Genomic DNA, 14,086 nt, shown 5'->3' on the forward strand with positions numbered 1-14,086 from the left:
GCTGATATCAATCACGGCTGACTCACGGCTCACGATCCGGCGTTGACGTTGGCGAGGACGGCGGTGGCGATCGCCAGGACCACGGCGCCGGCGAGCAGGGCGCTCAGGTAGCTCTGCACGTTGCCGGTCTGGGCACGGCGCACGAGGCTGCCGAGCAGCTGGGTGCCGGTGCCCGCGCCGCGGACGTACGTGTCCACGACCTCGCGGTCGAGGAAGCGGACGAGGCTCGCGGCGGCCTGGACGGGCCGGACGAACAGCCGGTCGTAGACGGCGTCGAGGTGGAAGCCGACGGCCGCGTGGCGGTGCAGCGGTCCGAGGAACGCCTTGCCGGGGTCGGCGGCGGGGCCGGCCGGGACGGCGGGGTGATCGTGGGTCACCTCGGCCACCTCGGGGGCTTCCGCGGCGGATTCGGCGGCCGTGACGGAGGCGGCGGATTCGGCGGCGGTGACCGCGGCGGCGGGCACTCCGGCTGCGGCGCCGTCTCCGGTGCCGGCGGCGGTCGCGAGGACGGCCTTGGCCGAGGCACGCTGCCAGAGGGCGTAGGTGAGCATCGCGCCGATGGCCGCGGCGCCCGTGCCGAGGACCGAGGTGACCAGGGTCGGGGTGAGTTCTCCGCCGTCGAACCAGTCGGAGATGGGGCCGGCCGCGAGGCCGAAGCCGATCGACGGGATCGCCAGCAGCCACAGCACGCCGGTCATGGCGAGGGGCTCCTTGCCGTGGTCGGGGGCGGCAGCGCCCCGGCCGCGGAAGGCCATCAGCCACAGCCGGGTGGCGTAGGCGGCGGTGAGCAGGGCGGTCAGCAGACCGGCGACGAGCACCAGCCAGCCGGCGGCGCTGGGCGCGAACTCCGAGTGGCCGGTCGCGGTGTGCTCGGCGGCGACGAGGACGGCTTCCTTGGAGAAGAAGCCGGCGAAGGGCGGGACCGCGGCGAGCGCGAGCAACGCGATCGTCATCGTCCAGAAGGCGTCGGGGATGCGCTTGGCCAGGCCGCCCATCCGGGACATGACGCCCAGGGAGTTCGTACCGGCGGCGTGGATGATCACGCCTGCGCCGAGGAAGAGGAGCGCCTTGAAGGCGCCGTGGGACAGGAGGTGGAACACGGCGGCGCCACGGTCACCGACGGCCAGGGCTCCGACCATGTAGCCGAGCTGACCGATCGTGGAGTAGGCGAGCACCCGCTTGATGTCGTCCTGGGCGATGGCGGCCAGGCCGGAGCCGACCATCGTGACGGCCGCCATCACGGCCATGACCACCAGCGCGGCCTGGGAGGCCGCGAAGACGGGCAGGAGGCGGGCGATGAAGTAGACACCGGCGGCGACCATCGTCGCGGCGTGGATCAGCGCCGAGACCGGGGTGGGGCCCGCCATGGCGTCGGGGAGCCAGGTGTGCAGGGGGAACTGCGCGGACTTGCCCGCGACACCGGCGAGCAGGAGCAGCGCGATCAGGGTCGGGTGGTCGAGTCCGCCCGCGGCGACGGTGCCCAGGATCTTCGGGATCTCGAACGAATCGGCGTCGGAGGCGAGCGCGAACAGGCCGATCAGGAAGGGGACGTCGCCGAGTTTGGTGACGAGGAAGGCCTTCAGGGAGGCGGAACGGGCCGCTTCGGTCTCCCAGTAGTGGCCGACCAGGAAGTACGAGCAGATGCCCATGACCTCCCAGCCGACCAGCAGCACCATCAGGTCGCCGGAGTAGACGACGAGCAGCATGGCGGAGGTGAACAGTGAGACGAGAGCGGCATACGACGGGTAGCGCGGGTCCTCACGGAGGTACGCCGTCGAGTAGACCTGTACGCAGGTGGCGACCACCCCGACCAGGACGGCGGCCAGGGCGGCGAAGCCGTCGATGTAGAGCGAGAGGTCGATCGGCACCGAGCCGGTCGGGGTCAGCTCGGTCGCGGCACTGATCGTCTCGCCGCCGCCCTGGCGGACGGCGACGAGTACGGCCAGTACGGCGGCGCCGAGCGTGGGCAGGATCGCGAGCGGCCGGACGAACCCGGGGGCGCTGCGGCCGAGGAGCAGTCCCGCCACCGCGCCCAGGAAGGGGAGCAGCGGGACGAGGACGGCGAGGGTCGTGGTGCTCACGCGGTGACCTCGCTCTGGTTGTTCGCGGCGGGCTCGTGGCCCTCGGCGGTGTCGCGCAGCCGGTCGACGTCGGAGGTGCCCCGGTTGCGGTACACCATCAGCACGATCGCGAGGCCGATGCCGATCTCGGCGGCGGCGATCGCGATGGTGAAGAGGGTGAGGGCCTGGCCGGCGTGCAGGGCGTCGCGCAGCCAGACGTCGAAGGCCACCAGGTTGAGGTTGACGGCGTTGAGCATCAGCTCGACGGACATCAGGACCAGGATGGCGTTGCGGCGGGCGAGTACGCCGTACAGGCCCGTGCAGAAGAGGAGCGCCGCGAGTACGGCGGGGTAGGCGAGGTGCATCAGCGCCGGCCCTTCTTCTCGCCGGGGCCGGCCGGGGTGGCGGCGTCGGCGGGGTCGGCGGGGTCGTTCCTGCGGGACAGCACGATGGCCCCGATCAGGGCTGCGAGGAGGAGAACGGAGAGCGCCTCGAACGGCAGCACCCAGTGCTGGAAGAGGATCTCGCCGGAGACCTTGGTGGAGCCCTGGACCGGTCCGTCGAGGTCGATCCAGGTGGTGCGGAAGGCGTCGACGACCACCCAGACCAGCGACACGGCCGCGACGACGGCGACGCCGAGTGCGATCCAGCGGTTGCCGGAGTCCGCGTCCGGGGAGCGGCCGATGGGGGCCTTGGTGAGCATCAGTCCGAAGAGGAGGAGGACGACCACGGAACCGAGGTAGATGAGGACCTGGACCCAGGCGATGAACTCGGCGGTCAGCAGCAGGTACTCGACGGCGATGCCGCCGAGCGCGACGACCAGCCACAGGGCGGCGTGCACCAGCTGCTTGGTGGTGACCGTGACGAGGGCCGCGCCGAGAGTGGCGAGTCCGACGAGGACGAAGGCGATCTCGACGCCGGTCGGGGAGAGGAAGCCGGGCCCGGTGGTGGTGGCGGTGGCGGCTGCGGCCAAGGTGGCGGCGGGGCTCACGCGTCTCCCTCCGGGGTCGGGTCGGTCGGCGGTTCGGTCTCGGCCGCCTGGGCGGCGGCTTCGGCGGCGGCTGCCGCGGCGGCGGCAGCGGCTTCGGCCTTCTCCACCGCCTTGCGGGCAGCGGCGATCTCCTTGGGCTCCTCGGCGGCCGGGTCCAGCGCGGGCGGCGCCGGGACGGTCCACATCCACTCGCGAAGCTTGTCGCGCTCGTGGGTCAGCTCGTGGATGTCGGTCTCCGCGTACTCGAACTCCGGCGACCAGAAGAGGGCGTCGAAGGGGCACACCTCGATGCAGATCCCGCAGTACATGCAGAGGGAGAAGTCGATGGCGAAGCGGTCGAGGACGTTGCGGCTGCGCTCGCGGCCACCGGGCGTGGACGCCGGGACCGTCTCCTTGTGGGAGTCGATGTAGATGCACCAGTCGGGGCACTCACGGGCGCAGAGCATGCAGACGGTGCAGTTCTCCTCGAACAGACCGATGACCCCGCGGGAGCGGGGCGGCAGTTCGGGCTGAACCTCGGGGTACTGGGCCGTGTGCGAGCGCTTCGTCATCGTGCGCAGCGTGACGGCCAGGCCCTTGGCCAGGCCGGATCCGGGGATGGGCATTACTGGATCGCCACCTTCACGATGCCGGTGAGCGCGATCTGGGCGAGCGCGAGCGGGATGAGTGTGGTCCAGGCGAGCTTCTGGAGCTGGTCCTCGCGCAGGCGCGGGTAGCTCACGCGGAGCCAGATCACGACGAAGGCGAGGATCGCGATCTTGAGCAGGGTCCAGACCCAGCCGAGGTCGTCGCCGAAGGGACCGTGCCAGCCGCCGAGGAAGAGGACGGTGGTCAGGGCGCAGAGGACGACGATGCCGGCGTACTCGGCGAGGAGGAACAGGGCGAAGCGCAGGCCCGTGTACTCGGTGTACGCGCCGAAGATGATCTCGGAGTCGGCGACGGGCATGTCGAAGGGGGGCCGCTGCAGTTCGGCGAGGCCGGCGACGAAGAAGACGAGTGCGCCGACGATCTGCCAGGGCAGCCACCACCACTCGAAGGCCTCGACGATCCCGGAGAGGGAGACCGTACCGGCCGCCATGGCGACGGAGGCGGCGGCGAGCAGCATCGGGAGCTCGTAGGCGAGCAGCTGGGCGGCGGTGCGCAGGCCGCCGAGCAGGGAGAACTTGTTCGCGGAGGCCCAGCCGGCCATCAGGGAGCCGAGGACTCCGACACCCATGACGGCGAGCGCGAAGAACAGGCCCGCGTCGATGACCTGGCCGACGGCGCCCTCGCCGGGGCCGATGGGAATGACCAGGAGGACGAGGAGGTACGGCAGCAGGGCGACGGCGGGGGCGAGCTGGAAGATCCGGCGGTCGGCGTTGGCCGGGACGATGTCTTCCTTCTGTGCAAACTTCACGCCGTCGGCGACGAGCTGGGCCCAGCCGTGGAAGCCGCCGGCGTACATGGGGCCGAGGCGGCCCTGCATGTGGGCCATCACCTTGTGCTCGGTCTGCCCGACGACGAGCGGGAGCACGAGGAAGACGGCGAAGACGACGATCAGCCGCAGGGCGACGTCGAGGACGTCGTTCACGCGTCGCCTCCGTTGTCGGGGTCGGTGGTGGGGTCGGTGGTGGGGCGGGTCCCGTCGCCGGCGGCGGGCCCGGTTTTCGGGTCGGCCTTCGGGTCGGCCTTCGGGTCGGCCTTGGGCTCCGGCTCGGGTCCGGTCCCCGGCTCTGCCTTCGGAACCGGCCCGGGAGCCGGTTCTTCGAAAGCGGGCTTCGGGTCGTGCCAGGGGGCGTCCGAGCTGCGCGGTGCCGGGCGGCGGGGCGCACCCGCAGCCTCACCTGCGTCCGGGGCGGCGCCCCCGGCGGCTTCCTCCGGAGCCGGAGCCGGGGCCGGAGCCGGCGTCTGACTCGCCGAGCCGTCGGCGACCGAGCGGGTGCGGCGGGGCGGGCGGGGGGTGGTTTCCGCAGTCGCCTCGGTGGCCGCGTCCGCCGGGGCGGACTGGCTCGCCGAGCCTTCCGATACCGAGCGGGTGCGGCGCGGCGGGCGGGGGGTGGTTTCCGCAGTCGCCTCGGTGGCCGCGTCCGCCGGGGGCTGGGTGGCCGAGCCCTCGGTGACCGAGCGGGTGCGGCGGACCGGGGCGCCCTCGCGCGGGGTGCGAGCGGCGGCGCCCGCCGCGCCGGCGGCACGCGGGGTGCGGGCCGGACGGGACGGGGCCGGCGGGAGCTGGCCCTTCATGGGGCCCCAGTCGTTGGGGTCCGGTACGCCCGGCGGAAGCATCTGGCGGCGCTTGGGCGCGCCCGGGTCGTGCGCCTCGCCGGGCTCCTTGGCGCCGGGCCAGGCCTTGGCGACGCGCGCGGCCAGGACGAAGTCCTTGCGCAGCGGGTGGCCCTCGAAGTTCTCCGGCAGGAGCAGGGGAACGAGGTGCGGGTGGTCGGTGAAGGTCACCCCGAACATCTCGAACGTCTCGCGCTCGTGCCATTCCGCCCCCGCGTAGACGGCGACCGCGGACGGCAGGGAGGCGGCGCTGTGCGGGACGGTCGTGCGCAGCAGCAGCCGGCGCACCCGGTGGTTCTCCAGCGACGCGACGTGCGCGCAGATCCGGAAGCCGGTGCCGGGCTCGTCCACCGCGCTCAGCCAGTCGAAGTACGTGCAGCCCAGCTTGTCCCGGGCGATTTCGAGGGCGGAGATCCAGCTGCCGACGGGCACGTCCACGGTGAGGACGTCGTACGAGAACTCGCCGACGGCCTCGGCCCCGAAGACCGTCGGCGCCGCGTCGGGAAGGGAGTCGTAGAGGTTCACGCGCCGGCCCCCTGCGCGGGTGCCGGCGGGGGCGTGACCAGGCCGCTCGTCAGCTGGGACACGGACGGCCAGGCCGCGTAGCGCTCGGCCAGCGACTCGCGGGCGATCTTCTCCTGGAGCTTGAGGATGCCCTGGAGGAGGGCTTCGGGGCGCGGCGGGCAGCCCGGCACGTAGACGTCGACCGGGATGATCTGGTCGACGCCCTTCGTCACCGAGTACGAGTCCCAGTAGGGGCCGCCGCAGTTGGAGCAGGCGCCGAAGGAGATGACGTACTTCGGCTCCGGCATCTGCTCGTAGAGCCGCTTCACCGCGGGGGCCATCTTGTCCGTGACCGTGCCCGAGACGATCATCAGGTCGGCCTGGCGCGGACCCGGCGCGAAGGGGATCACACCGAGCCGGATGAAGTCGTGCCGGGCCATGGACGCGGCGATGAACTCGATCGCGCAGCAGGCCAGGCCGAAGTTGAAGACCCACAGGCTGTACCGGCGGCCCCAGTTCAGGACCACCTTCATCGGTTCCGGGGCCAGGCGGGAGAGGACTCCGAGGCGCTTGGGCTCCGGGAGCAGCACGCCCTCGGTCGGCGTCACAGCCGGTGTCACGTCCATTCGAGGACGCCCTTCTTGTACGCATAGAGCAGGCCGACGGCCAGGAAGCCCAGGAAGATGAACATCTCGACCAGGGTCGTGGCGCCGTAACCGGCGGCGGCGAACACCGTCGCCCACGGGAACAGGAAGATCGAGTCGACGGCGAAGATGACGTAGAGGAACGCGTAGACGTAGTAGCGGACCTGGGTGTGCGCCCAGCCCTCGCCGACCGGGTCCACACCGCATTCGTAGGTCAGCAGCTTCTCGGGGGTCGGGACGACGGGCCGCAGCAGGCGGCCCGCGCCGAAGGCGACGGCCACGAAAAGCACACCGAGGGCGGCCAGGAGACCGACGACCGAATAACTCCGGAAGTAGTCCGCCGCGAGCACGGTTACGGTCGATACCGTTGGTTCAGGCACGTCCGTTCCTCGCTCCTCGGTCACTGTCGACGATCTGGTACGGACGGGAGTCTAGGGCCTGCCTCACACGGGGTGGGGTTATCCCCCGTTCACAGCACCCCGGCCACCCCATGGCATCAGCGGGTCGTACTTGACAGGGTGTGGCGCATGACCCTGAGCCATGCCATACCCGACAACGATCGGCCTCCCCCCGTACGCGCCGTCTTCAGCGCCGTGACGTGGAAGGAGATCGCCTATCTGGTGAGCAACCTGCCGTTGGCGATCGTCGGTTTTGTTTACGCGGTTGTCATGGTTTCCACGGCCGGCGGTCTTTCCGTGACCGCGGTCGGAATTCCCCTGCTCGCGTGCGGTCTGTATCTGTCTCGGCAATTGGGACGGCTGGACCGGGCACGCGCCCGCGGGCTGCTGGGCGTACGGGTGGACGAGCCGACCCCGATCCCCGGTCCGAAGCGGTCCGGCGGATTCTTCCCCTGGCTGTGGACGAGCATCAAGGACCCGGTCGGCTGGCGGACGGTGCTGTACCAGCTGATCCGGTTGCCGTGGGGAGTACTCACCTTCACGGTAGCGCTGACCGGCCTGTTCGTGCTGTGGCCGGTGCTGCCTTATCTGGTGCGGCTGATGGCGAACGTGGACCGGGCGATGGTACGGGGGCTGCTGTCGCCGTCCGACGACCTGGAGCGGCGGATCGCGGAGCTGGAATCCGACCGGGGAGTCGTGGTCGACACGGCGGCGGCGGACCTGCGGCGCATCGAACGGGACCTGCACGACGGAGCGCAGGCCCGGCTGGTGGCGCTGGCGATGGGGCTGGGCCTGGCGAAGGAGAAGCTGCTGGAGGACCCGGAGGGCGCGGCGGCGATGGTCGACGAGGCGCACGGGGAGGTGAAGCTGGCCCTCCAGGAGCTGCGGGACCTCGCACGGGGGATCCACCCGGCGGTGCTGACGGACCGGGGGCTGGACGCGGCGCTGTCGTCGGTGGCGGCGCGGTGTGTGGTGCCGGTGAAGGTGGCGGTGGATCTGCCGGCGGATCTGCCGGGGGCGCGGCCGGCGGAGGCGATCGAGGGGATCGCGTACTTCGTGGTGTCCGAGCTGCTGCAGAACGTGAGCAAGCACGCGGGGCCGGGGGCGCGGGGCGCGACGGTGGAGGTGTGGCGGGCGGGGACGAGGCTGATGATCCGGGTGTCGGACGACGGGCGGGGCGGGGCGAGTCCCTCCGGGGGGAGTGGGCTGGCGGGGCTCGCGGAGCGGTTGGGCGCGGTGGATGGGGTGCTGGTGGTGGACTCGCCCGTGGGGGTGGGGACCGTGGTCACGGCCGAGCTGCCGTGGCGGGACCGGGGGTAGGCCCCCGGGCCCCTGGGCCCGTGGGCCCCCGGGCCCCTGTTGTTGCTGGTGAGCGGGACTCCCGTCCGGGGTGGGCGGGGGTCCCGCTCGCGTGTCCGGCTCGCCGCCGTTTCCCAGGGCTCCGCCGTGCGACTCGCCGGCGGGGCTGCGGGGACGGGCCGGGTCCCGTACGGATTCCGCTGCGCCGCCGTTTCCCAGGCCTCCGCCGTGCGCCTCGCCGACGGGGCTGCGGGCATGGGCCGGGTCCCGTACGGATTCCGCTGCGCCGCCGTTTCCCAGGCCTCCGCCGTGCGCCTCACGCCTCAAACTCCGGCGGGGCTGGATTGGCGGCGGGGCGCCTCGGGCGCCGGCGAGGCTGGATTCGGGCTGAGGGGGTGGGGTTAACCCCCCGGTGGAGATGCCGACCCGCTGCATGGTTGTCGGGGGTCGGGGGGCGGCAGGGTGGGGGGTGCAGCGGAGGACCGGAAGGGTGGGTCGGGATCATGGGCAACGGCAGAGGCACAGGTAGCGGGATCGGCGCGGTGTTGCGGGCTCCGGTCGAGGGGCGGACCTGGCGGGAGTTCGGGTACCTGCTGATCGGGCTGCCGCTGAGCACGCTGTACTTCTCGCTCGCCATCACCGGCGTGAGCCTCGGCGCCGGTCTGCTCGTCACCTTCCTCGGCGTTCCGGTCCTCGCCGGCGTGCTCGCCATGTGCCGCGGCTTCGGGCACCTGGAGCGGGCCCGGGTGCGGGCGCTGCTCGGGACGGAGATCGCCGCCCCCGCGCCGATCCGGGCGAAGAAGGCCGGGCCGCTCGCCGCCATGGGTGCGCTGCTCAAGAGCGGGAGCGCATGGCGCCACGCGCTGTACTCGGTCGTCCACTTCCCGTGGGCGGTGTTCTCCTTCTGCCTGTCCCTGGTGCTCTGGGCGTCCGGGTGGGCGTACCTGCTGTACCCGCTCTGGTTCTGGGTCTTTCCGGCCTACACCGACCAGCCCGGTCTGCAGCTCTTCCAGAACGACGGGTACACCTTCTACCTCGACTCACCGGTCATGATCGTCCTCACCAGCCTCATCGGGCTGGCGATCACCCTCGCCACCCCGTGGGTGATCCGTGCCCTGACCACCGTCGACCGGGTCATGGTCGGCGGGCTGCTCGGGGCGTCCAGCCTGGCCACCCGGGTCAGCGAGCTGGAGTCCGACCGCGGGGTGGTCGTGGACACCGCCGCCGCCGACCTGCGGCGCATCGAGCGGGACCTGCACGACGGGGCGCAGGCCCGGCTGGTGGCGCTGGCGATGGATCTGGGGCTGGCGAGGGAGAAACTGACCGAGGATCCGCAGGCCGCGGCCCGGATGGTGGACGAGGCGCACGGTGAGGTGAAGATCGCCCTGCAGGAGCTGCGCGACCTGGCCCGCGGGATCCACCCGGCCGTGCTGACCGACCGGGGGCTGGACGCGGCGCTGTCCTCGGTGGCCTCGCGGTGCGCGGTGCCGGTACGGGTGGCCGTGGATCTGCCGGCCCGGCCCGCGGCGGCGATCGAGGGGATCGCGTACTTCACGGTCTCGGAGCTGCTGCAGAACGTCAGCAAGCACGCGCTGGCCCGGGCGGCCTCGGTGGACGTGTGGAAGTCCGGGGAGCGGCTGCTGATCCAGGTCGCCGACGACGGCCGGGGCGGGGCCGGGCCGCGGGAGGGGACGGGGCTGGCGGGGCTGACCGAGCGGCTGGACGCCGTGGACGGGGTGCTGGTCGTCGACTCCCCCGCCGGGGGCGGGACGACGGTCACCGCCGAGCTGCCCTGGCGCCCGTAGGACGGCCTGGCGGAGCTGCCGACGGAAGGGCCGGGCCGGATGGCCCGGCCCTTCGCAACTTCCGCCGCGCGCGGTGCCCGTTTGCGGTATGCGACCTTCCGGTACTCGAAAACTCCCCCCGTACGACCACGTGTTGTCGCGGCTCTGCCTTCACCGGGACTCAAGGCTGGGATGCTTGGCTGAGTCAGGTAGTGCGTGAACGAGTGGACGCGGGAGCTGCTGAGTCGTGGAAGACAGGGTGCGGGTGGTCATCGCCGAGGATTCAGTGCTGCTGCGTGAGGGCCTGACCCGGTTGCTGACCGACCGGGGGCATGACGTCGTGGCGGGCGTCGGGGACGCAGAGGCCCTGATCAAGACGGTGGCGGACCTGGCGGCCGAGGGGGCGCTGCCGGATGTGGTGGTGGCGGACGTGCGGATGCCGCCGACCCACACGGACGAGGGTGTACGGGCGGCCGTGCGGCTGCGCCGCGACTACCCCGGGATAGGCGTGCTCGTGCTGTCCCAGTACGTGGAGGAGCAGTACGCCACCGAACTGCTGGCCGGTTCCAGCACCGGGGTGGGGTATCTGCTCAAGGACCGGGTGGCCGAGGTCCGGGAGTTCCTGGACGCGGTGGTGCGGGTGGCCCGGGGCGGTACGGCCCTGGACCCCGAGGTCGTCGCCCAGCTGCTCGGCCGCAGCCGGAAGCAGGACGTACTGGCGGGCCTGACCCCGCGCGAGCGCGAGGTGCTCGGGCTGATGGCCGAGGGCCGGACGAATTCCGCCGTGGCGAAGCAGCTAGTCGTGAGCGACGGAGCGGTGGAAAAGCACGTCAGCAACATCTTCATGAAGCTGGGCCTTTCGCCGAGTGACGGGGATCACCGGCGAGTACTGGCCGTTCTCACCTATCTGAAATCTTGATCGACTGACACTCTGTCAGATATGGCATACCGGCAGGGCCGTCTCAAGGGGCGGTCCTACGGTCCAGAATGTGACCACTCCTGGGGGCCTTGATCCCTACCGTCGTAGGGTGGGTCCCGGGGGGGTCACGCCTCGAAGGAGGTCCAGTTCAGTGACCAGCCAGGTCAGCAGCCCAGCCGAGCAGGCCGACGGGGCCGGGGGTGCGGTTGTCGGTGGACAGCGCACCCCGGAGAGTCCGGGCGGCAAGGAAGTGCGCCGCCTCGATCGTGTGATCATCCGATTCGCGGGTGACTCCGGTGACGGTATGCAGCTCACCGGTGACCGCTTCACCTCGGAAACGGCGTCCTTCGGGAACGACCTGTCGACGCTGCCGAACTTCCCCGCCGAGATCCGCGCACCCGCCGGAACCCTTCCGGGCGTCTCCTCGTTCCAGCTCCACTTCGCCGACCACGACATCCTCACGCCGGGCGACGCCCCGAACGTGCTGGTGGCGATGAACCCGGCGGCCCTGAAGGCGAACATCGCGGACCTGCCGCGCGGCGCGGAGATCATCATCAACACGGATGAATTCACCAAGCGCCCCATGGCCAAGGTCGGCTACGCCACCTCGCCGCTGGAGGACGGCTCGCTCGACGCCTACAGCCTGCACCCGGTGCCGCTGACCACCCTGACGGTCGAGGCGCTGAAGGACTTCGGCCTCTCCCGCAAGGAGGCCGAACGCAGCAAGAACATGTTCGCGCTGGGCCTGCTGTCGTGGATGTACCACCGGCCCACCGAGGGCACCGAGAAATTCCTGCGGCAGAAGTTCGCGAAGAAGCCCGAGATCGCCGAGGCGAACGTCGTCGCCTTCCGGGCCGGCTGGAACTTCGGGGAGACGACCGAGGACTTCGCGGTCTCCTACGAGGTCGCCCCGGCCACCCGTGCCTTCCCCACCGGCACCTACCGCAACATCTCCGGGAACCTGGCGCTCTCCTACGGCCTCGTCGCCGCGAGCCAGCAGGCCGATCTGCCCCTCTACCTGGGCTCCTACCCGATCACCCCGGCCTCGGACATCCTGCACGAGCTGTCGAAGCACAAGAACTTCGGCGTGCGGACCTTCCAGGCCGAGGACGAGATCGCCGGCATCGGCGCGGCGCTCGGCGCGGCCTTCGGCGGCGCGCTCGGGGTGACCACCACCTCCGGGCCCGGTGTGGCACTCAAATCGGAGACGATCGGCCTCGCGGTGTCGCTGGAGCTTCCGCTGCTGATCGTGGACATCCAGCGCGGCGGCCCCTCCACCGGACTGCCGACCAAGACGGAGCAGGCGGACCTCCTCCAGGCCATGTTCGGCCGCAACGGCGAGGCCCCCGTGCCGATCGTCGCGCCGCGGACCCCCGCGGACTGCTTCGACGCCGCGCTCGACGCCGCCCGGATCGCGCTCACCTACCGGACCCCGGTCTTCCTGCTCTCCGACGGCTACCTGGCCAACGGATCCGAGCCCTGGCGGATCCCGGAGGTCGCCGACCTGCCCGACCTGAAGGTCAAGTTCGCCACCGGTGCGAACCACACCCTCTCCGACGGCACCGAGGTGTTCTGGCCGTACAAACGGGACCCGGAGACCCTCGCCCGGCCCTGGGCCATCCCCGGCACCCCCGGTCTCGAACACCGCATCGGCGGTATCGAGAAGCAGGACGGCACCGGCAACATCTCCTACGACCCGGCCAACCACGACCTCATGGTCCGCACCCGCCAGGCCAAGGTCGACGGCATCCGGGTGCCCGACCTCGACGTCGACGACCCGGACGGCGCCACCACCCTGGTCCTGGGCTGGGGTTCCACCTACGGCCCCATCACGGCGGCCGTCCGCCGGCTGCGGAACGCCGGACTCCCCATCGCCCAGGCCCACCTGCGCCACCTCAACCCCTTCCCCAGGAATCTCGGCGAGGTCCTGGAGCGTTACGAGAAGGTAGTGGTGCCGGAGATGAACCTCGGGCAGCTCGCCACCCTGATCCGGGCGAAATACCTGGTCGACGCCCAGTCGTACAACCAGGTCAACGGAATGCCGTTCAAGGCGGAGCAGCTCGCCACGGTTCTCAAGGAGGCCATCGATGACTGAGGTGACCGAAGGGGCGCGGACGCTGCTCTCGCTGGTACCGAAGGCCGAGAGCAAGCAGTCGATGAAGGACTTCAAGTCGGACCAGGAGGTCCGCTGGTGCCCGGGTTGCGGTGACTACGCCGTGCTGGCCGCGGTTCAGGGCTTCATGCCCGAGCTGGGCCTCGCGAAGGAGAACATCGTCTTCGTCTCGGGCATCGGCTGCTCCTCCCGCTTCCCGTACTACATGAACACCTACGGGATGCACTCGATCCACGGCCGCGCCCCGGCCATCGCCACCGGCCTCGCCACCTCCCGCCGCGACCTGTCCGTCTGGGTGGTCACGGGCGACGGCGACGCGCTGTCCATCGGCGGCAACCACCTCATCCACGCCCTGCGCCGCAACGTCAACCTGAAGATCCTGCTCTTCAACAACCGGATCTACGGGCTGACCAAGGGCCAGTACTCCCCCACCTCCGAGGTCGGCAAGATCACCAAGTCGACGCCGATGGGCTCGCTGGACGCGCCCTTCAACCCGGTGTCGCTGGCGATCGGAGCCGAAGCCTCCTTCGTCGCCCGGACCGTCGACTCCGACCGCAAGCACCTCACCGAGGTACTGCGCCAGGCGGCCGACCACCAGGGCACGGCGCTCGTGGAGATCTACCAGAACTGCAACATCTTCAACGACGGCGCCTTCGAGGTCCTCAAGGACAAGGACCAGGCCCTGGAAGCCGTGATCCGGCTGGAGGACGGGCAGCCGATCCGCTTCGGCGCGGACGACGCGAAGGGTGTCGTACGCAATCCGGCCACCGGGGACCTGGAGGTGGTCGAGGTCACCGCGGCAAACGAGGCGCGGATCCTGGTGCACGACGCGAAGAACGCCAGTGCCACCACCGCGTTCGCGCTGTCCCGTTTGGCCGACCCCGACACCCTGCACCACACCCCGATCGGGGTGTTCCGCAGCGTGGAGCGGCCCGTCTACGACACCCTCATGGCCGACCAGCTCGACGCGGCCATCGACCGCAGCGGCAAGGGCGACCTCGGGGCGCTGCTGGCCGGCAGCGACACCTGGACCGTCGTCGGGTAGCGCGTACCGCCCGCACGCGACGGAGCCCGGATCCTGCGCCAGGGTCCGGGCTCCGGCGCGTCCGGCGCGG

At 71.3% G+C, this 14,086-nt stretch carries 13 protein-coding genes; 5 read left to right on the forward strand and 8 right to left on the reverse strand.

The annotated features are described in order from the left end of the window. Positions 1 to 29: 29 nt before the first annotated feature. Genes ACZ4YL_RS18630 through ACZ4YL_RS18665 form a run of 8 tightly spaced genes read right to left on the reverse strand, consistent with a single transcriptional unit; the run spans position 30 to position 6,838 of the window. Complete coding sequence (locus ACZ4YL_RS18630; protein WP_468117597.1) at positions 30 to 2,081, reverse strand: NADH-quinone oxidoreductase subunit 5 family protein; 2,052 nt, start codon at positions 2,079 to 2,081, stop codon at positions 30 to 32. Beyond that, positions 2,078 to 2,425 carry an NADH-quinone oxidoreductase subunit NuoK gene (gene nuoK / locus ACZ4YL_RS18635; protein ID WP_030726044.1) on the reverse strand — a complete coding sequence of 116 codons (348 nt, stop codon included), beginning with the start codon at positions 2,423 to 2,425 and terminating at the stop codon, positions 2,078 to 2,080. The genes ACZ4YL_RS18630 and nuoK overlap by 4 nt, the downstream gene beginning before the upstream one ends. After that, complete coding sequence (locus tag ACZ4YL_RS18640) at positions 2,425 to 3,051, reverse strand: NADH-quinone oxidoreductase subunit J family protein (RefSeq protein WP_468117599.1); 627 nt, start codon at positions 3,049 to 3,051, stop codon at positions 2,425 to 2,427. Before ACZ4YL_RS18640 ends, nuoK begins: the two co-directional genes overlap by 1 nt. Then, positions 3,048 to 3,656, reverse strand: a complete 609-nt coding sequence (locus ACZ4YL_RS18645) for a NuoI/complex I 23 kDa subunit family protein (protein ID WP_468117601.1) — start codon at positions 3,654 to 3,656, stop codon at positions 3,048 to 3,050. Before ACZ4YL_RS18645 ends, ACZ4YL_RS18640 begins: the two co-directional genes overlap by 4 nt. Then, positions 3,656 to 4,621, reverse strand: coding sequence for an NADH-quinone oxidoreductase subunit NuoH (nuoH, locus tag ACZ4YL_RS18650; RefSeq protein WP_468117603.1), 966 nt, complete (start codon positions 4,619 to 4,621; stop codon positions 3,656 to 3,658). Before nuoH ends, ACZ4YL_RS18645 begins: the two co-directional genes overlap by 1 nt. Next, positions 4,618 to 5,835, reverse strand: coding sequence for an NADH-quinone oxidoreductase subunit C (locus tag ACZ4YL_RS18655; RefSeq protein ID WP_468117604.1), 1,218 nt, complete (start codon positions 5,833 to 5,835; stop codon positions 4,618 to 4,620). Before ACZ4YL_RS18655 ends, nuoH begins: the two co-directional genes overlap by 4 nt. Further along, positions 5,832 to 6,440 carry an NADH-quinone oxidoreductase subunit B gene (locus ACZ4YL_RS18660; protein WP_468117606.1) on the reverse strand — a complete coding sequence of 203 codons (609 nt, stop codon included), beginning with the start codon at positions 6,438 to 6,440 and terminating at the stop codon, positions 5,832 to 5,834. Before ACZ4YL_RS18660 ends, ACZ4YL_RS18655 begins: the two co-directional genes overlap by 4 nt. Beyond that, on the reverse strand, positions 6,431 to 6,838 hold the full coding sequence (locus tag ACZ4YL_RS18665; protein ID WP_030012240.1) for an NADH-quinone oxidoreductase subunit A: 408 nt from the start codon (positions 6,836 to 6,838) through the stop codon (positions 6,431 to 6,433). Before ACZ4YL_RS18665 ends, ACZ4YL_RS18660 begins: the two co-directional genes overlap by 10 nt. A gap of 147 nt (positions 6,839 to 6,985) precedes the next feature. Here ACZ4YL_RS18665 and ACZ4YL_RS18670 point away from each other — a divergent pair, with 147 nt between their 5' ends. From ACZ4YL_RS18670 to ACZ4YL_RS18690, 5 genes are all read left to right on the forward strand, one after another. Then, positions 6,986 to 8,176, forward strand: a complete 1,191-nt coding sequence (locus tag ACZ4YL_RS18670) for a sensor histidine kinase (RefSeq protein ID WP_468117608.1) — start codon at positions 6,986 to 6,988, stop codon at positions 8,174 to 8,176. 482 nt (positions 8,177 to 8,658) lie between these two features. Beyond that, on the forward strand, positions 8,659 to 9,960 hold the full coding sequence (locus ACZ4YL_RS18675) for a sensor histidine kinase (RefSeq protein WP_468117610.1): 1,302 nt from the start codon (positions 8,659 to 8,661) through the stop codon (positions 9,958 to 9,960). 238 nt (positions 9,961 to 10,198) lie between these two features. Further along, entirely contained in the window at positions 10,199 to 10,858 is a 660-nt protein-coding gene (locus tag ACZ4YL_RS18680; protein ID WP_373042948.1) for a response regulator transcription factor, read from the forward strand. A 151-nt stretch (positions 10,859 to 11,009) separates the two neighbouring features. Continuing rightward, entirely contained in the window at positions 11,010 to 12,953 is a 1,944-nt protein-coding gene (locus tag ACZ4YL_RS18685; RefSeq protein ID WP_468117611.1) for a 2-oxoacid:acceptor oxidoreductase subunit alpha, read from the forward strand. Next, on the forward strand, positions 12,946 to 14,016 hold the full coding sequence (locus tag ACZ4YL_RS18690; protein WP_468117613.1) for a 2-oxoacid:ferredoxin oxidoreductase subunit beta: 1,071 nt from the start codon (positions 12,946 to 12,948) through the stop codon (positions 14,014 to 14,016). The genes ACZ4YL_RS18685 and ACZ4YL_RS18690 overlap by 8 nt, the downstream gene beginning before the upstream one ends. Positions 14,017 to 14,086 lie beyond the last annotated feature (70 nt).

Source organism: Streptomyces sp. NPDC030021, from assembly GCF_055574035.1.

What these genes read in the sequence shown, in the direction of transcription:
- nuoK (WP_030726044.1), bottom strand. Translation starts at nt 2,425, where the DNA reads ATGCACCTCGCCTACCCCGCCGTACTCGCGGCGCTCCTCTTCTGCACG.
- ACZ4YL_RS18645 (WP_468117601.1), bottom strand. Translation starts at nt 3,656, where the DNA reads ATGCCCATCCCCGGATCCGGCCTGGCCAAGGGCCTGGCCGTCACGCTG.
- ACZ4YL_RS18660 (WP_468117606.1), bottom strand. Translation starts at nt 6,440, where the DNA reads ATGGACGTGACACCGGCTGTGACGCCGACCGAGGGCGTGCTGCTCCCG.
- ACZ4YL_RS18670 (WP_468117608.1), top strand. Translation starts at nt 6,986, where the DNA reads ATGACCCTGAGCCATGCCATACCCGACAACGATCGGCCTCCCCCCGTA.
- ACZ4YL_RS18675 (WP_468117610.1), top strand. Translation starts at nt 8,659, where the DNA reads ATGGGCAACGGCAGAGGCACAGGTAGCGGGATCGGCGCGGTGTTGCGG.
- ACZ4YL_RS18690 (WP_468117613.1), top strand. Translation starts at nt 12,946, where the DNA reads ATGACTGAGGTGACCGAAGGGGCGCGGACGCTGCTCTCGCTGGTACCG.